Here is a 15,611-nt window from a genome sequence, read left to right as displayed (position 1 = left end):
GGCTCGACCAGTCCGGGGTATAAAACAATTTGGCACTGGCTTATCAAGCACCCTGTTGAGTTCTCAAAGAACAACCACACACCATCCAGAAACCCCGCATCCACAGGGCCCCCGTCCGGGGCATTTCGTTCACCCGCACCCACCGCTCTCGCGCCGGGCACTTTTACTACGTTACCCGGTGGTTTCTGCCGTGTCAAACCGCTGTTTCGCGGTTTGTCGTGCTTCCACCCATTTCCCGGGCACCCCGATTCCGCCGACTTCCGTCGGATGTTCCGGGGATTTCGGCAGGACGGCCGCCGCGGTTTTCCCGCTCGCTCGCCCGTATCCCTGCCGGCCGACAACCTTACCCGGTCGGTTCCGCCTCGCCAAATCCGCCTCCCGGCGAATCCGGGGCACCGCCCGGTCCAGGGTCCGATGGAGTCAACCATCCTTGCCTGGAGGTCATTCCCGCGCTCCGGCCTCCAGGTCTTTCGCCCTGTTTCGTCCGTTCCGCGCTGGCAGAGAGAAAGTTACGCGCCCAGCGGTTTGATCGTCAAATCCGCTGGGCGCGTCCCGCGTCACACTGTCGACGTACGACTATTTGCGCAGCTCAACGCCGGCGAAGGAGCGCTTGCCGCGGCGCAGCACCAGGTACCGCCCGTGCAGCAGGTCCGCCGGCGAGACGGTGGCGTCCACCTCGGAGATGCGGTTGTTGTTCACGTACGCGCCGCCCTCGGCGATCACCCGCCGAGCCTCCTTCATGCCCGAGACCAGACCCGACTCCTTGAGCAGGCCGGCGACGTCCGGCAGCTCGGTCAGGTGGACCAGGCCAGCCTCGGTGAGCGCCGCCCGCAGGGTCTCCGGGGTCAACTCCTCGAGCGAGCCGCGGCCGAAGAGGGCCTGGCTCGCCGCCACCGCCTGGGCCATCTCCCGCTCGCCGTGCACCAGCGCGGTCAGCTCCTCGGCGAGGGCCCGCTGGGCCAGCCGCGCCTGGGGGCGTTCCGCCGTCGCCTTCTCCAACTCCTCCAGCTCCTCACGGGGACGGAAGCTGAAGTAGCGCAGGTAGCGGGTGACGTCCCGGTCGTCGGCGTTGACCCAGAACTGGTAGAAGGCGTACGGGCTGGTCATCTCCGGGTCGAGCCAGACCGCGCCGCCCTCGGTCTTGCCGAACTTGGTGCCGTCCGACTTGGTGACCAGCGGCGTGGTGAAGGCCTCGACCGGCCCGGCACCGCGACGCCGGATGTAGTCCACGCCGGCGGTGATGTTGCCCCACTGGTCAGAGCCGCCGTACTGGAGCTCGCAGCCGTGGCGGCGGTGCAGCTCGAAGAAGTCGTTGGCCTGGAGCAGTTGGTAGCTGAACTCGGTGAAGCTGATGCCGGTCTCCAGCCGGGCCTTGACCACCTCGCGGGCCAGCATCTTGTTCACCGGGAAGTGCTTGCCGACGTCCCGGAGGAACTCCACCACCGACATCTCGCCGGTCCAGTCCAGGTTGTTGACCAGCCGGGCGGCGTTCTCCCCCTCGTACGAGACGAAGGGCGCGAGCTGGTCATGGATGCGCCGGACCCAGCCCTCGACCACCTCGGGCGGGTTCAGGGTCCGCTCGGCGCTCTCCTTCGGGTCGCCGATCTGGCCGGTGGCGCCGCCGACCAGCAGCAGCGGCCGGTGCCCGGCGAGCTGGAGCCGGCGCGCGGTGGTGACCTGCATGAGGTGGCCGACGTGCAGGCTGGGGGCGGTCGGATCGAAGCCCACATAGAAGGTGGCGCTCCCGCCGTCGAGCAGCGCGCGCAGCTCGTCGAGGCCGGTCGAGTCCTGGATCAGGCCCCGCCACAGCAGGTCTTCGGTCAGGGAGTCCCGCCCGTGCGGGAGGTTGCTGTCGGTCACGGTCACCGATTCTCCCCCATCCCCGGCCCCGACCCGTACCGGGTTTGCCCCACGGAGGCGGCGACTAGGCTGTCGGCGCCACCGAGCGCGAGGAGGGACCGCCGTGGAGATGCCGGACCTGACCGGGGGCTTCGTCGCCCTGCTGGGGCTGAAGTTCGACGAGGCCAGCGGGGACCGGGTGGTGATCCGCTGGCAGGTCCGCCCGGAGCTGCACCAGCCGTACGGGATCCAGCACGGCGGGGTCTACTGCTCGGTGGTGGAGACGGCGGCCAGCGTCGGTGGCGCGCTCTGGCTCGGCGACAAGGGCAAGGTGGTCGGGGTGTCCAACCAGACCGACTTCCTGCGCGCGGTGCGCGACGGCGAGCTGACCGCGGTGGGCACCCCGATCCACCGCGGGCGTAGCCAGCAGCTCTGGCTGGTGGAGATCACCGACGAGGGCGGCCGGCTGGTGTCGCGCGGCCAGGTGCGGCTGCAGAACCTCACCGGCGCCTGAGCCGGGAGCGGCAGCCTGGTCGATTCGCCCGAAAAGAGGCATCTGGCGCGGATATCGTCGCGTCGATGAGACCGCCCGCACCCGACCCGCCGTGAAGAAGCTCCTCGCCGCCACCCTGGGCGTCCTCTCCGCCATCGGCGGCTTCGTCGACATCGGGGATCTGGTGGCGGCGAGCCAGGCCGGCGCCCGCTTCGGCATGGCCCACGCCTGGGTGCTGCTCGTCGGCGTGCTCGGCATCTGCGCGTACGCCGAGATGGCCGGCCGGATCGCGGCGGTGAGCGGCCGGGCCGTGTTCGACCTGGTGCGGGAACGGCTCGGCCCGCGGGTGGCGCTGCTCAACCTGGTCGCCTCCTGGCTGGTCACGGTGATCACCCTCGCCGCCGAGCTGGGCGGCGTGGCGCTGGCGTTGCAACTGGCCAGCGGGCTGAGCTACCTGCTCTGGGTGCCGGTGGCCGCGGTGGCGGTCTGGCTGGTGCTGTGGCGGATGCGGTTCGAGCTGATGGAACGGGTGTTCGGGCTGGCCGGGCTGGCGCTGCTGGTCTTCGCCGTCGCGCTGTTCGCGCTGCCGACCGACTGGGCGAAGCTGGGGCACGGCGCGCTGCACGTCAGCTCCGCCGGGGAGAGCTGGTCGGTCTACTGGTTCGTGGCGGTGGCGCTGTTCGCCTCCACGGTCAGCCCGTACGAGGTCTTCTTCTTCTCCTCTGGGGGCGTGGAGGAGAAGTGGAGCGCCGCGGACCTGGCCCACGCCCGCTCGAACGTCCTGATCGGCTTCCCGGTGGGCGGGTTCCTGGCGCTGTCGCTGATCGCCGTCGCGACCGTGGCGTACCACCCGTCGGGGGCGTCGCTGGACACCCTGGAGCAGGTGGCGCGGCCGGTGGTGACCGCGCTGGGCGGCGCCGGGTTGGCGATCGCGGCGCTGGCGTTCTTCGCGGTGACCTTCGGCGCCGCGCTGGAGACCGGGCTGTCGGCCGCGTACGCGGCGGCGCAGTACTTCGGCTGGCAGTGGGGCAAGCGGGTCAGCCCGCGGGAGGCGGCGCGGTTCCACAGCGTGCTGCTGGTCAGCGTGCTGCTCGGGGTGCTGCTACTGATGACGACCGTGGACCCGGTCCGGCTCACCGAGTACATGCTGGTGCTCAGCGCGGTCGTGCTGCCGCTGACCTACCTGCCGATCCTGGTGGTGGCGAACGACCGCAACTACCTGGGCGACCGGGTCAACGGGCGGTGGAACAACCTGCTCGGCGCGCTGTTCCTGCTGCTCATCGTGGCCGCGTCGGTGGCGGCGATCCCGTTGGCGATCATCACGAGGATGGGACAGTGAGGATCCAGCTCGCCAAGCAGATGCTCGACCGGCAGATCGTCGACGTCGACGGGCGGCTGGTCGGCCGGGTCGACGACATCGCGTTCGCCGTCGACGCGGAGGGCTTTCCGTACGTGGACTGTCTGCTCACCGGGCAGGGGGCGCTCGGCGAGCGGATCGGCGGCCGGGTCGGGCGCGTCCTGGTGGCGATCGCCAACCGGTTCACCGACGAGCCGCCGGTGGCACCGCTGCGGATCCCGCTCGCCCTGGTCGCCCACCTGGACAGTGCGGTACGGCTGCGCTGCCCGGCCGCCGACCTGCCGCCCGCGCCGGTGGAGGTCTGGCTGCGCCGACACCTCGTCGACCGGATTCCGGGGTCCCACCGTGCGAGCGGGTGAGCTGCTCGGCCGGACCGCGTACGACCTGCACGGGCGGCGGCTGGGCCGGGTGGTCGACGTGGTGGTCCGAGGCGGGTGGCCCCCGGAGCGGCTGCGGATCACCGACGTGATCGTGGCCGGACACTGGTGGACCCGGGTGACGAGCCGGCTGATCGGCCCGGAGCTGCACCCGTCGGGGCCGTGGCTGCTGCGCGCGGTCGCCCGGGTGCTGGGCCGCAGCACCCACCAGTACCCCGCCGACGCGGTGCTGCTCCTCCCGCCGGTGCCCGGCTTCCCGTTCGGCCCACCGGAGCGGGCCGGTTGACGGGCGGGGTCAGCCCCGGGCCTCGTCGAGGGCCGGGGCGTCGCTGCCGTCGACGTCGGTGTCGTCGGCCCCGTCGTGCCGGTGCCGGCGGGTCCGGCGGCGGACCCGCACCTCGGTGATGGCGTGGTGGTCCACGCCGCCGACGGCGAGGTCCCAACCGTCCACCCGGACGCTCTCCCCCGCCACGGTGGGGATGTGCCCGAGGCAGATCAGCACCAGCCCGGCGATGGTGGTGTAGTCGCCGGCCGGCCGGTTGGGCAGTTCCACGCCGAGGTCGGTGAGGTCGTGCACGGGGAAGGTGCCGGGCAGGACCAACGTGCCGTCCTCCTCGGTGCGGACCGAGCTGAGGTCCCGGTCGGTCTCGTCGTAGATCTCGCCGACGATCTCCTCGAGGATGTCCTCCAGGGTGACGATGCCGTCCACCGCGCCGCGCTCGTCCACCACCAGGGCGATGTGCTGGCGTTCCGCCTTGAACTGGCGCAGCGCGTCGACCACCGGCAGCGAGTCGGGCAGCAGCATCGGCGGGCGGGTGATCTCGTCGACCGGCCGGTCGTCGGGGACGCCGACCAGGTCGCGCAGGTGGATCACGCCGACCGCGTCGTCCAGCCCGCCGTGCCGGACCACCGGCGCCCGGGAGTGGCCGGTCGCGGCGAGAACCAGCCGGGCGGCCTCCGCGGTCGTCCCGCTGTCCAGGGTGAAGACCTGCAACCGGGGTACGAGCACCGCGCGCAACTGCCGGTCGGCGATCTCCACCGCGCCGGCGATGATCGTCCGCTGTTCCTTGGTGAAGCCGTGGTTGCCGGCCACGATGTCGCGCAGCTCGTCCGGGCCGATCTCGTCCGGCTGGTGCGTCGGGTTCAACCCGAAGAGGCGTACCACCAGGTCGCTGGTGGCGCCCAGCGCCCAGACGGCGGGCCGGGTGAGGGTGGCCAGCAGGTCGAGCGGGCGGGCCACGACCAGTGCCCACCGCTCGGCGGACTGCATGGCGATCCGCTTGGGCGCCAGCTCCCCGAAGACCAGCGTGACGAAGGTCAGCGCCAGGGTGACCGCGACGATGGCGACCGTCTCGGCGGCGTCGCCCAGCACCCCGAGCAGCGGGACGAGCGGCCTGGCCAGGGAGACCGCCGCCGCGGCGGAGGCCAGGAAGCCGGCCAGGGTGATGCCGATCTGGATGGTGGCCAGGAACCGGTTGGGGTCCTTGGCGAGCCGGGCCAGGGTCCGGCCGGCGCGGCTGCCGCGTTCCAGCCGCTGGAGCTGGCTGTCCCGCAGCGAGACCAGGGCCATCTCGCTGCCGGCGAAGGCCGCGTTGACGATCACCAGAACTCCGACCAGGGCCAGCTGGCTCCAGTAGCTCTGCACGCCCGGCTCTCTCCCTCGACCCGACCCCGGTCGGCCGCGCCGGCCGACCGGCCGCCGTCCGGGGACCGGCCGGCGTAGGGCCCCTCTGTGCCCCGCCGACGGCGTGCTGAATCCTCCCGGGCCGGAGCTCCCGTCACCCGGTCGTGGGCAGGTCCAGCACGTACGTGTCGCCCTCGGGGCGGAAGCCGAGGCGGTGGTAGTACGGGGCGATCATGCCGGGCGGGCTGACCACCCGGCGGAAGCCCCGGTCGGTGAAGAGGCGGCTGCGCCGGTAGACGAACTCGCCCGGGGTGAAGTCGCGGAACGGCGGGGTGACGTAGTCCAGGTCGATCTGGGCCACCCCGCCGGCCTCGGCGTGCGACACCACGACGCCGACCACCTCGTCGGCGCGGACCACCAGGAAGGCCGACCGGTCCCCGGCCGGGTCCCAGCGGAAGTCCGGGTTGAACCGGGCGATGTCGGCGGCGTGCACCCGCAGCGTGTGGGCCAGGAACGCGTCGCCGGTGCCCACCTCGACCACCTGGTAGGTCTGCTCGTCGTGCCGGGTGGCCAGCATCTTCCGCAGGTACCAGATGTTGATCACGGCGAGCACCACGTTCAGCCCGACCATGGGCCAGACGTGCACGGCCGCGTTGTAGCCGATCAGGATCAGGCAGCCGAGCAGGTTGAGGGCGCGCAGCCGGAGGATGCGCGTCTGCAGCAGGGACCAGACCAGCAGCGCGGAGCCGGCCCAGCCGACGATTTCCAGCCAGTTCACCCGGGGGAGACTAGTGGTTGCGCTGGTCAGCCGCCTCGGCGGGCAGCTCCAGCACGTACTCCTCGACCTCCTTGCCACGGCCGTTGGCGTACCCGGAGTCCTCGCCGATCACGACGAACCCGCACTTGCGGAGCACGGCGAGGGACGCGGCGTTGTCCTTCGCGGCGCGGGCGTGCACCGGCCGTTGCGGCAGCTCGCGCAGGAGCGCGGCGAGGGCGGCGGTGGCGTGGCCCCGGCCCCAGCGGGCCGGGTCGATCCAGTAGCTGACCTCGGTGCGCTCCCCCACCGGGAAGGCGGCCACGTGCCCGACCACGGCGCCGTCGACGGTCACCGTGCGGTTGACGATGCGCTCGTCGGCCCGGATCCGGGCCCAGTGCGCGTCGAAGGCGGCCCGGTCGGAGGGATCCTTCGGGCCGAAGGCGGCCATCCAGTTGGCCTCGGGATCCTGCTCGTGGGCGAAGAACAGGGGCAGGTCGTCGTCGCGTACCGGGCGGAGCCGCACCTCACTGGTCACCGCCGGAGGATACGCGGACCCGCCGACACACTCGGGACCTCTGGCCCGGCGCCGGTCCCGTCCGGCCCTGCCGGGCCCCCCGGCCGTCCCGCTACGAAGAAGGGGGGAACGACGCAGCCGAGGAGGCCGGGCCATGCCGAAGTACGTCCACGACTTCATCGAGGGTGACCGGAGCCGGGCCGACCTGCTCGGCGGCAAGGGCGCCAATCTGGCAGAGATGACCCGCCTCGGGCTGCCCGTCCCGCCCGGGTTCACCGTGAGCACCGACGCCTGCCGGGTGTTCCTGGCCACCGGGTCGCCGCCGGCGCGGCTGTTCGAGGAGGTCAACGCGCACCTGCGGGAGATCGAGGCCCGGCTGGACCGGCGGCTCGGCGACCCGCACGACCCGCTGCTGCTGGCGGTCCGCTCCGGCGGCCGGTACTCGATGCCGGGGATGATGGAGACGATCCTCGACATCGGGCTCAACGACGTCACGGTGAGCGGGCTGGCCGCCCGCAGCGGCGACGAGCGGTTCGCCTGGGACTCGTACCGGCGGTTGATCCAGATGTTCGGCCGCACCGTGCACGGCGTGCCGGCCGAGGAGTTCGAGCACGAGCTGGCGGCGGTACGGGCCACCGCCGGGCCGGCCGGGCCGACCGCCGCCCAGCTGCGCGACCTGGTCGAGACGGACAAGAAGATCTTCGCCCGGCACGTCGGGCACGAGTTCCCGCAGGCCCCGCACGAGCAGCTCTTCCTGGCCATCCGCGCGGTCTTCGAGTCATGGCACGCCGAACGCGCCCGGATCTACCGGCGGCGGGAGCGCATCCCGGACGACCTCGGCACCGCGGTCAACGTGATGGCGATGGTCTTCGGCAACCTGGGCCCGGACTCCGGCACCGGGGTGGCGTTCACCCGCGACCCGGCCACCGGCGCCCCCGGGGTGTACGGGGACTACCTGGCCGACGCGCAGGGCGAGGACGTGGTCGCCGGGATCCGCAACACCGTCCCCCTGTCCGAGCTGGGGCGGACCGACCCGGTGAGCTTCCGCCGGCTGCGGGAGATCATGGCGACGCTGGAGCGGCACTACCGGGACCTGTGCGACATCGAGTTCACGGTCGAACGCGGCACGCTGTGGATGCTGCAGACCCGGGTCGGCAAGCGGACCCCGGCCGCGGCGTTCGTGATCGCCGCCCAGCTGGTCGACGAGGGGCTGATCACCGCCGACGAGGCGCTCACCCGGGTCACCGGGGCGCAGCTGGCCCAGCTGATGTTCCCCGCGTTCGACCTCGCCGGCGCGCCCGAGCCGGTCGCCGTCGGGGTGGGCGCCTCGCCGGGCGCCGCCGTCGGGCGGGTGGTGTTCGATGCGGCCGCCGCCGCGGCCGCCACCGACCCGGTGATCCTGGTCCGCCGCGAGACAAACCCGGACGACCTGCCCGGCATGATCGCCGCGGCCGGGGTGCTCACCTCGCGCGGCGGGAAGACCTCGCACGCGGCCGTGGTGGCCCGGGGCATGGGCCGGACCTGCGTGTGCGGGGCGGAGGCGCTCGACATCGACCCAGGGCGCGGCGAGTTCACCGTCGGCGACCGGGTGGTCCGGGCCGGCGAGGTGATCTCGATCGACGGCGCCACCGGCCGGATCTGGCTCGGCGCGGTGCCCGTACGGCCCTCCCCGGTGGCCCGCTACCTGGCCGGCGAGCTGAGCCCCGAGGCGGATCCGCTGGTCGCCGCGGTGCACCGGCTGCTCGGGCACGCCGACGCGGTCCGGAAGCTGGGCGTCCGCGCCAACGCGGACACCCCGGAGGACGCCCGGCTCGCACGGCGCCTGGGCGCCACCGGCGTCGGGCTGTGCCGCACCGAGCACATGTTCCTCGGCGCGCGCCGGGCACTGGTGGAACGGCTGATCCTCGCCGACGGCCCGGCCGAGCGGGAGGCCGCCCTGGCCGCGTTGCTGCCGTTGCAGCGGGCCGACTTCGTCGGCATCCTCGCCGCGATGGACGGGCTGCCGGTGACCATCCGGCTGCTCGACCCGCCGCTGCACGAGTTCCTGCCGCCGCTGGCCGAGTTGACCGCCCGGGTGGCCCGGGCCGAGGCGCTCGGCGAGGATCCCGGCCGGGACGCCACGCTGCTGGCCGCGGTGCGCCGGATGCACGAGGCCAACCCGATGCTGGGGCTGCGCGGCGTACGGCTCGGGCTGGCGGTGCCGGGCCTGTTCGCGACGCAGGTCCGGGCGGTGGCCGAGGCGGCCGCCCAGCGCCGGCGGGCCGGCGGCGATCCCCGCCCCGAGATCATGGTGCCGCTGGTCGGCGACGTCCGGGAACTCGCCGCGGTACGGGTCGAGGCCGAACGGGTGCTCGCCGCCGTCGAGGGCGCGCCGGAGATCCCGATCGGCACGATGATCGAGGTGCCCCGGGCGGCGCTGACCGCCGGGGAGATCGCCGCCGAAGCCCACTTCTTCTCCTTCGGCACCAACGACCTGACCCAGACCACCTGGGCGTTCTCCCGGGACGACGTGGAGGGCTCGTTCTTCGGGGCGTACCTGGAGCGCGGGATCTTCCCGGTGTCGCCGTTCGAGAGCATCGACGCGAAGGGCGTCGGGCGGCTGATCCGGCTGGCGGTCGCCGAGGGGCGGGCGACCCGACCCGAGCTGACCGTCGGGGTCTGCGGGGAGCACGGCGGGGACCCCGACTCGGTGGCGTTCTTCGCCGGGGCCGGGCTGGACTACGTCTCCTGCTCGCCGTACCGGGTGCCGATCGCCCGGCTGGCCGCCGGCCGGGCGGCCGTCGAACCCACCACCGGCACGTCCGACTCCCGTTAGGAGGCAGCACGATGACCGCCATCCTCAACCCGACCGGGCTCGCCCCGGTCCCCCGGCCCGCGCCCGCCGCGACCCCGGTGCCGCCGCCCGGGCCGGTCGGCCCGGTGCTGGAGCTGCCCGGCACCCCGGCCACCGCGCTGGTGCCGGTGACCCACGACGGCCGGCCGGTCGGCGCGTTCGTCCTCTCCGGGGGACGGGTCCGCTACCGGCGGGTGGTCGACCCGGACCAGCTCGTCGCGGCCGCCGCCGGGGCGTTCGCCGTCGCCGCCCTCACCGCCGCCGTGGCGGTGGTGGCCCGGCGCCGGCCGCCCGCCATAAACACGGTACGCATGGGGCCGGGCGGCTGGGTGAGCCTGCGCGGCGTCCCGGCACCCGCGCTGAAGCCGGGCCGGCGGCCGTGGTGGGCACGGCTGCTGCGGGCCCGCCGGCTGGTGGTCGAGCGCTGACCCGCACCCGGGTACGCGCCCGTCCCGCCGGGGTGGGCGCGTACCGCCGGTCCGGCGGCTGCGCGGGCGCGGCCCGGGCGCCGGCTCACCCGGACGGGGGACGGCCCGTCCGGGGCGTCGCCGGCGACCGGAACGCCTCGGAGAATCGGGGCATGACCAGGAATCGGGGCATGACCAGCTTCCGGCGTTGTGCCCATCGCCACGGCCCGGCGGCCCGCGTCCGTGCCCTGGCCGCCGCCACACACCAGGGGCGGGCCGCCCGACCACGGGTGGTGGGCCCCACCGCGGCCGGACCACGGGCGCTGGGGCCCACGGCGGCGGCGCCCCTGGCGCTCGGCGCGGCCGCGCTCGGCGCGGTGGCGGTGGGCGCGCTGGCGATCGGCCGCCTGGCCATCCGGCGGGCGGTGATCCGGGAGCTGCGCATCGGCCGGCTCGAGGTGGCGGAGCTGGTCGTCCGGAGACGCATCGACCCGGGCACGGGCGGATAGCGGACAGCAGCCACTGTGGCGTGGCCTCGGCCGGCGGTCGCGCCGCCCGTAGGGCGGGCCCCGGGCTCAGCTCGCCTGGGACGTCGGATAGCCGTACAGGTCGAGCAGGCGTACCCGGGAGGCGTGGAGCCGGTCCACCACGACGCTCATGAACCGGGTGGTGAGGTGGCGGCCGAGCGCGTCGTCGGACTCCATCAGCCGGCGTACCCCGGCGGCGTCGAACTCGACGGCGGTGCTGCGCTGCACGGCGACCGCGCCGAACTGCCAGCGGTACGGCGGGAAGAGCCAGGACCAGCCGAGCACCCCGCCCGGGCCGATCGTCTCGATCCCCACGTCGCCGCGGCCGGGCACCGGGAAGTCCAGCGCCACCTCGCCGGCACGGACCAGCCAGAACCGCTCGGCGGACTGGCCGGCGCGGAACAGCCGGTGCCCGGGGTGCCAGACCACCGGGCGGGCGTAGCCGGTGAGCGGGGGCAGCCACTCCTGCGGCAGCCCGGCGAGGAACGGGTGTGCCCGGAGCATCTCCAGCGGGGTCATCACGCCTCCACGATCGGGTGAGGGACCCGGCCTGTGACCGGGTCCCTCGCGGGTGGGGTCACTTCTCGGCGGCGGGCGCCACGGTGATCGGGATCTCCCGCGCGGTCGGCTCGGTCGCGCCGACGGTCGCGGTGATCTCGAGGATGCCGTCCGCGTAGCGGGCCGCGATGGTCTCCTCCTTCACCCCGGCGGGCAGCGGGATGAGCCGGGAGAAGGAGCCGTAGTGGAACTCGGAGTGGACCTTGTCCGCGTGACTCTCCCGGCGGACCACGTCCAGCCGCAGGTTCTCGCCGGTACGCGTGATCCGCACGTCCTTCGCCGGGTCCACGCCCGGGAGTTCGGCGCGCACCACGTACCGGTCGCCGTCGAGGTAGTCCTCGACCCGGATGCTCGGCGCCAGCATGGGCAGCCAGGAGAGGTTCGTCCAGTCGAACGGCGCGAGGGTGCCGCCCCGGAACTTGGTGACAGTGGACATCTTCGACCTCCTTGTCGATCGTCCCGCCTCCATCCCACTCCCGTACGGCCCGGACCGTCAGGGCCGATGGTCCCGGGACCCGCGGGCGCATGGCCTCTGCCGGCCGGCCGCCGCCCGGAGAACGCTGGAGGTGGACGAAGGAGGACGTGATGACCGACAGATCCGGTGCCCCCGTGGTGGTGGGCGTGGACGGTTCCCCCTCGGCGCTGGACGCGGTGCGGGTGGCCGCGCGGGAGGCGGCGGCCCGGCACCGGCCGCTGCGGGTGGTGAACGCGTTCCTGTGGCCGCTGCTCGGCACCCCGCTCGGCCCGGTCGCCGTCGCGTTGCCGGACAACGAGCTGCGGCAGGAGGCGGAGAAGCTGGTCGAGGAGGCCGTCGGCGAGGCCCGCAAGATCGACGCCGAGCTCCCGGTGACCGGGGCGGTGGTCGACGGCGGCCCGGTCGCGGTGCTGCTGCGGGAGAGCCGGGACGCGGCGCTGCTGGTGCTCGGCCACCGTGGGCTGGGTGGCTTCGCCGAGCTGCTGGTCGGCTCGGCGGCCGTGCAGCTGTCGGCCCGGGCCGACTGCCCGGTGCTGGTGGTGCGCGGCGAGCCGCGCGCCGACGGTCCGGTCGTGGTCGGGGTGGACGGCTCGGCGCTCTCCGGCGAGGCGATCGGGTTCGCCTTCGCCGAGGCGGCGCAGCGCGGCGCCGACCTGGTCGCGGTGCACGCCTGGCTCTACCCGGCCCCGGTCGGCCCCGGCGACATCGTGCCGCTGGTGTACGACCCGGAGCAGCTGCGCGCCGAGGAGGAGCGGGTGCTCGCGGAGGCGGTGGCCGGGTGGGCCGAGCGGTACCCGCAGGTCCGGGTACGGCGGAAGCTGGTGGCCGCCGCCCCGGCCCGGGCGCTGGTCGAGGAGTCCACGGACGCGCAGCTGACCGTGGTCGGCGCGCACGGCCGGGGCAGCCTGGGCGGCCTGCTGCTCGGTTCGGTCAGCCACGCGGTGCTGCACCACTCCCGCAGCCCACTGGCCATCGTTCGGCACCGCAGGGACCGCGCCGCGACTGACGGCTGATCCACTGGAGGTGCGGCGGCTCGTGGTGTCCGGCAGGGCCGGCACCGCGAGGTGCCGCACCGGATCACGGCTCGGCACCGGCTCGTCGGGGCAAATGTGGTCCGCCGGCGGCCTGGCCGTCGACAATGGCCTGAGCCGACCGGAGGGATACCGATGAACCGACCTGTCGTGGTGGGTGTCGACGGATCGCCGACCAGCCTGACCGCCGCCGAACACGCCGCAAGGGCCGCCGTCCAGCGGTCCCGGCCGCTGCACCTGGTGCACGGCTACCTGCACCCGCTCGGCTACGGCGTGCCGCTCAACCCGTACGACCTCGGGGTGCCGGCGCCCACCGAGGAGGCGCGGAAGATGCTCGAACAGGTGACCGCCGAGCTGACCGACCGGCATCCCACCCTGACGGTGCAGGTGCGCCAGGTGGCCGGCGGTCCGGGCGCCACGCTGGTCGAGGAGTCCCGCCGGGCGGACCTCGTGGTGGTGGGCAGCCGGGGGGTGGGCGGCTTCACCGGGCTGCTGCTCGGCTCGGTCAGCGGCCAGGTGGCGCAGCACGGGCACTGCCCGGTGCTGGTGGTGCGCCCCGCCGAACAGCCGATCCCGGTGGACGGGCCGGTGCTGGTCGGGGTGGACGGCTCGGAGTCGGCGGCGCTCGCCGTCCGGCTCGCCGCCGACGAGGCCGTCCGCCGCGACACCGACCTGGTGCTGGTGCACGTCCGGACGCCGGAGCGCGGCGCGGTGGCGCCGGACGCCGCGGCCGAGGCCACCGCTGCCGGGCAGGCCGAGTCGGTGGAGCTGCTGGCCGGGGCGGCCGCCCGGATCCGCTCGGACCATCCGGTGCTGGCCGTGCAGGAGCGGCCGGTGCGGGCCGCCTCGCCCGGGGAGGCGCTGATCGCGGCGAGCGGGGAGGCGGCCCTGGTGGTGGTCGGGTCGCGGGGCCGGGGCGGCTTCGCCGGGCTGCTGCTCGGCTCGGTCAGCCAGGCCCTGGTGCAGCACGCCCACTGCCCCGTGCTGGTGGCCCACCCGTACGAGCCGGCCGACTGACCGCCGGCCCGCAGCGGGGGCCCGCTCGGGAGCGCCGGTCAGGCCGGGTCGCGGCCGGCGAGCAGCTCCTCGAAGCTGGTGGTGAGGGCGAACGGGTCGGCCGGGCCGGTCGCCGCCGGCCGGCGGTCCACCTGCTCGGCCAGCTCGCCGCCGGCCCGCCGGATGCGGGCCCGCAGCGCTCCGTCGGCACCCTCGCCGGACCAGTCCTCCGGGGCCGCGAAGACCGCCGTCGGCACGACCAGCGCCCGCAGGTAGGTGAACATCGGCCGGACCGCGTGCTCCAGGGCGAGCGAGTGCCGGGCGGTGCCGCCGGTGGCACCGATCAGTACCGGCCGGTCCGCCAGGGCGTCCCGATCGACCACGTCGAAGAACGACTTGAACAGCCCGTTGTACGAGGCGTTGAAGATCGGGGTGACGGCGATCAGGCCGTCCGCCCCGGCGACGGTGTCCAGCGCCTCCCGCAGGGCGGTCGACGGGAAGCCGGTGAGCAGGTGGTTCACCACGTCGTGGGCGTGCTCGCGCAGCTCCACCGGACGGATCTCCACCGCCGCGCCGCGCCGCGCCAGCTCGTCGCGGGCCGCCGCGGCGAGCTGGTCGGCGAGGAGCCGGGTCGAGGAGGGCTGGCCGAGACCGGCCGAGACCACGGCCAGGGTACGGCGGCTCATCGGCCCTCCTCGGGCGCCTTGCCGGTGACGTCGTCGACGGCGTGGACGCTGCTGTCCTTCGCGCCGCCGGCCGCCGCCAGCAGCGAGGCGTGCGTCGGCGCCTCGGGCACGTGCGCCGGCCGCAGCGAGTCGAACTCCTTGCGCAGCACCGGGACGACCTCCTCGCCGAGCAGGTCGAGCTGTTCCAGGACGGTCTTCAGCGGCAGCCCGGCGTGGTCGATCAGGAACAGCTGGCGCTGGTAGTCGCCGACGTACTCGCGGAAGCCGAGCGTCCGGTCGATGACCTGCTGCGGGCTGCCCACGGTCAGCGGCGTCTCCCGGGTGAACTCCTCCAGCGACGGCCCGTGCCCGTAGACCGGGGCGTTGTCGAAGTACGGCCGGAACTCGCGGACCGCGTCCTGGGAGTTCTTCCGCATGAAGACCTGCCCGCCCAGGCCGACGATGGCCTGGTCGGCGGAGCCGTGGCCGTAGTGGGCGAACCGCTGCCGGTAGAGGTCGACCATCCGCTGGGTGTGCTCCTTGGGCCAGAAGATGTGGTTGGCGAAGAAGCCGTCGCCGTAGTACGCGGCCTGCTCGGCGATCTCCGGGCTGCGGATCGAGCCGTGCCAGACGAACGGCGGCACGCCGTCGAGCGGGCGCGGGGTCGAGGTGAACGACTGCAGCGGGGTGCGGAAGCGGCCCTTCCAGTCGACGACGTCCTCCCGCCAGAGCCGGCGCAGCAGGTCGTAGTTCTCGATGGCGAGCGGGATGCCGTTGCGGATGTCCTGCCCGAACCACGGGTAGACCGGGCCGGTGTTGCCCCGGCCCATCATCAGGTCGACCCGGCCGTCGGCCAGGTGCTGCAGCATCGCGTAGTCCTCGGCGATCTTCACCGGGTCGTTGGTGGTGATCAGCGTGGTCGACGTGGACAGCAGCAGCCGCTCGGTACGCGCGGCGATGTAGCCGAGCATGGTGGTCGGCGACGAGGGCACGAACGGCGGGTTGTGGTGCTCGCCGGTGGCGAAGACATCAAGGCCGACCTCCTCGGCCTTGAGCGCGATGGCCACCATGGCCTTGATCCGCTCACGCTCGGACGGCAGCCGCCCGTTGGTCGGGTCGACCGTGACGTCGCCGACGGTGAAGACTCCGAACTGCATG

The 15,611-nt window shown here is 73.9% G+C and carries 17 protein-coding genes; 9 read left to right on the top strand and 8 right to left on the bottom strand.

Going from position 1 to position 15,611, the window contains the following annotated elements; all coding sequences use genetic code 11:
* Positions 1–576: 576 nt before the first annotated feature.
* Positions 577–1,860 (bottom strand): tyrosine--tRNA ligase, encoded by a 1,284-nt coding sequence (tyrS, locus tag ACGFI9_RS28880; RefSeq protein WP_393182839.1) that lies wholly within the window; start codon positions 1,858–1,860, stop codon positions 577–579.
* Between the two features lie 109 nt (positions 1,861–1,969).
* Between tyrS and ACGFI9_RS28875 the strand changes: the two genes are divergently transcribed.
* From ACGFI9_RS28875 to ACGFI9_RS28860, 4 genes are all read left to right on the top strand, one after another.
* Complete coding sequence (locus tag ACGFI9_RS28875) at positions 1,970–2,353, top strand: PaaI family thioesterase (RefSeq protein WP_393182837.1); 384 nt, start codon at positions 1,970–1,972, stop codon at positions 2,351–2,353.
* Positions 2,354–2,444: 91 nt separating this feature from the next.
* On the top strand, positions 2,445–3,671 hold the full coding sequence (locus ACGFI9_RS28870) for an NRAMP family divalent metal transporter (protein WP_393182815.1): 1,227 nt from the start codon (positions 2,445–2,447) through the stop codon (positions 3,669–3,671).
* Positions 3,668–4,048, top strand: coding sequence for a hypothetical protein (locus tag ACGFI9_RS28865; protein WP_393182813.1), 381 nt, complete (start codon positions 3,668–3,670; stop codon positions 4,046–4,048). Before ACGFI9_RS28870 ends, ACGFI9_RS28865 begins: the two co-directional genes overlap by 4 nt.
* A complete protein-coding gene (locus ACGFI9_RS28860) occupies positions 4,035–4,352 on the top strand; it encodes a PRC-barrel domain containing protein (protein ID WP_393182811.1) in 318 nt (105 codons plus the stop codon). The genes ACGFI9_RS28865 and ACGFI9_RS28860 overlap by 14 nt, the downstream gene beginning before the upstream one ends.
* 9 nt (positions 4,353–4,361) lie before the next feature.
* Here the strand turns inward: ACGFI9_RS28860 and ACGFI9_RS28855 are convergent, their stop codons facing one another.
* From ACGFI9_RS28855 to ACGFI9_RS28845, 3 genes are all read right to left on the bottom strand, one after another.
* On the bottom strand, positions 4,362–5,711 hold the full coding sequence (locus ACGFI9_RS28855; RefSeq protein ID WP_393182810.1) for a hemolysin family protein: 1,350 nt from the start codon (positions 5,709–5,711) through the stop codon (positions 4,362–4,364).
* A gap of 133 nt (positions 5,712–5,844) precedes the next feature.
* Entirely contained in the window at positions 5,845–6,468 is a 624-nt protein-coding gene (locus tag ACGFI9_RS28850; protein WP_393182808.1) for a hypothetical protein, read from the bottom strand.
* 10 nt (positions 6,469–6,478) lie between these two features.
* On the bottom strand, positions 6,479–6,982 hold the full coding sequence (locus tag ACGFI9_RS28845) for a GNAT family N-acetyltransferase (protein ID WP_393182806.1): 504 nt from the start codon (positions 6,980–6,982) through the stop codon (positions 6,479–6,481).
* A 133-nt stretch (positions 6,983–7,115) separates the two neighbouring features.
* Here ACGFI9_RS28845 and ppdK point away from each other — a divergent pair, with 133 nt between their 5' ends.
* The 3 genes from ppdK (at position 7,116) to ACGFI9_RS28830 (ending at position 10,710) form a co-directional block, all read left to right on the top strand.
* Entirely contained in the window at positions 7,116–9,776 is a 2,661-nt protein-coding gene (gene ppdK / locus ACGFI9_RS28840) for a pyruvate, phosphate dikinase (protein WP_393182804.1), read from the top strand.
* Between the two features lie 11 nt (positions 9,777–9,787).
* Positions 9,788–10,222, top strand: a complete 435-nt coding sequence (locus ACGFI9_RS28835) for a hypothetical protein (RefSeq protein WP_393182802.1) — start codon at positions 9,788–9,790, stop codon at positions 10,220–10,222.
* Between the two features lie 152 nt (positions 10,223–10,374).
* Entirely contained in the window at positions 10,375–10,710 is a 336-nt protein-coding gene (locus ACGFI9_RS28830; RefSeq protein WP_393182800.1) for a hypothetical protein, read from the top strand.
* Positions 10,711–10,776: 66 nt separating this feature from the next.
* Here ACGFI9_RS28830 and ACGFI9_RS28825 read toward each other — a convergent pair whose 3' ends face one another.
* A complete protein-coding gene (locus tag ACGFI9_RS28825) occupies positions 10,777–11,247 on the bottom strand; it encodes a cyclic nucleotide-binding domain-containing protein (RefSeq protein WP_393182798.1) in 471 nt (156 codons plus the stop codon).
* Positions 11,248–11,305: 58 nt separating this feature from the next.
* The gene (locus ACGFI9_RS28820; RefSeq protein WP_393182796.1) at positions 11,306–11,722 is read right to left on the bottom strand and encodes an Hsp20/alpha crystallin family protein; all 417 of its coding nucleotides are present in this window, start codon (positions 11,720–11,722) and stop codon (positions 11,306–11,308) included.
* A 149-nt stretch (positions 11,723–11,871) separates the two neighbouring features.
* Between ACGFI9_RS28820 and ACGFI9_RS28815 the strand changes: the two genes are divergently transcribed.
* Together ACGFI9_RS28815 and ACGFI9_RS28810 are read left to right on the top strand one after the other, a co-directional pair.
* A complete protein-coding gene (locus tag ACGFI9_RS28815) occupies positions 11,872–12,774 on the top strand; it encodes a universal stress protein (protein ID WP_393182794.1) in 903 nt (300 codons plus the stop codon).
* A gap of 147 nt (positions 12,775–12,921) precedes the next feature.
* Positions 12,922–13,809 (top strand): universal stress protein, encoded by an 888-nt coding sequence (locus ACGFI9_RS28810; RefSeq protein WP_393182835.1) that lies wholly within the window; start codon positions 12,922–12,924, stop codon positions 13,807–13,809.
* Positions 13,810–13,847: 38 nt separating this feature from the next.
* Here ACGFI9_RS28810 and ACGFI9_RS28805 read toward each other — a convergent pair whose 3' ends face one another.
* Together ACGFI9_RS28805 and ACGFI9_RS28800 are read right to left on the bottom strand one after the other, a co-directional pair.
* Entirely contained in the window at positions 13,848–14,474 is a 627-nt protein-coding gene (locus ACGFI9_RS28805; protein WP_393182792.1) for an FMN reductase, read from the bottom strand.
* Complete coding sequence (locus ACGFI9_RS28800) at positions 14,471–15,610, bottom strand: LLM class flavin-dependent oxidoreductase (protein ID WP_393182790.1); 1,140 nt, start codon at positions 15,608–15,610, stop codon at positions 14,471–14,473. The genes ACGFI9_RS28805 and ACGFI9_RS28800 overlap by 4 nt, the downstream gene beginning before the upstream one ends.
* Between the last annotated feature and the right edge of the window lies 1 nt (position 15,611).

This window comes from Micromonospora sp. NPDC048930, from assembly GCF_043197935.1.
In the GTDB taxonomy this organism is placed as follows: Bacteria; Actinomycetota; Actinomycetes; order Mycobacteriales; family Micromonosporaceae; genus Micromonospora.
Note: the sequence above shows the minus strand (reverse complement) of the source record. Positions and strands in the feature narration are given on the sequence as shown.

Bases quoted from the DNA above. Each gene is read 5' to 3' on its own strand.
- ACGFI9_RS28875 (WP_393182837.1), top strand. From the start codon at position 1,970: ATGCCGGACCTGACCGGGGGCTTCGTCGCCCTGCTGGGGCTGAAGTTC.
- ppdK (WP_393182804.1), top strand. From the start codon at position 7,116: ATGCCGAAGTACGTCCACGACTTCATCGAGGGTGACCGGAGCCGGGCC.
- ACGFI9_RS28835 (WP_393182802.1), top strand. From the start codon at position 9,788: ATGACCGCCATCCTCAACCCGACCGGGCTCGCCCCGGTCCCCCGGCCC.
- ACGFI9_RS28830 (WP_393182800.1), top strand. From the start codon at position 10,375: ATGACCAGGAATCGGGGCATGACCAGCTTCCGGCGTTGTGCCCATCGC.
- ACGFI9_RS28825 (WP_393182798.1), bottom strand. From the start codon at position 11,247: ATGACCCCGCTGGAGATGCTCCGGGCACACCCGTTCCTCGCCGGGCTG.
- ACGFI9_RS28820 (WP_393182796.1), bottom strand. From the start codon at position 11,722: ATGTCCACTGTCACCAAGTTCCGGGGCGGCACCCTCGCGCCGTTCGAC.
- ACGFI9_RS28815 (WP_393182794.1), top strand. From the start codon at position 11,872: ATGACCGACAGATCCGGTGCCCCCGTGGTGGTGGGCGTGGACGGTTCC.
- ACGFI9_RS28805 (WP_393182792.1), bottom strand. From the start codon at position 14,474: ATGAGCCGCCGTACCCTGGCCGTGGTCTCGGCCGGTCTCGGCCAGCCC.
- ACGFI9_RS28800 (WP_393182790.1), bottom strand. From the start codon at position 15,610: ATGCAGTTCGGAGTCTTCACCGTCGGCGACGTCACGGTCGACCCGACC.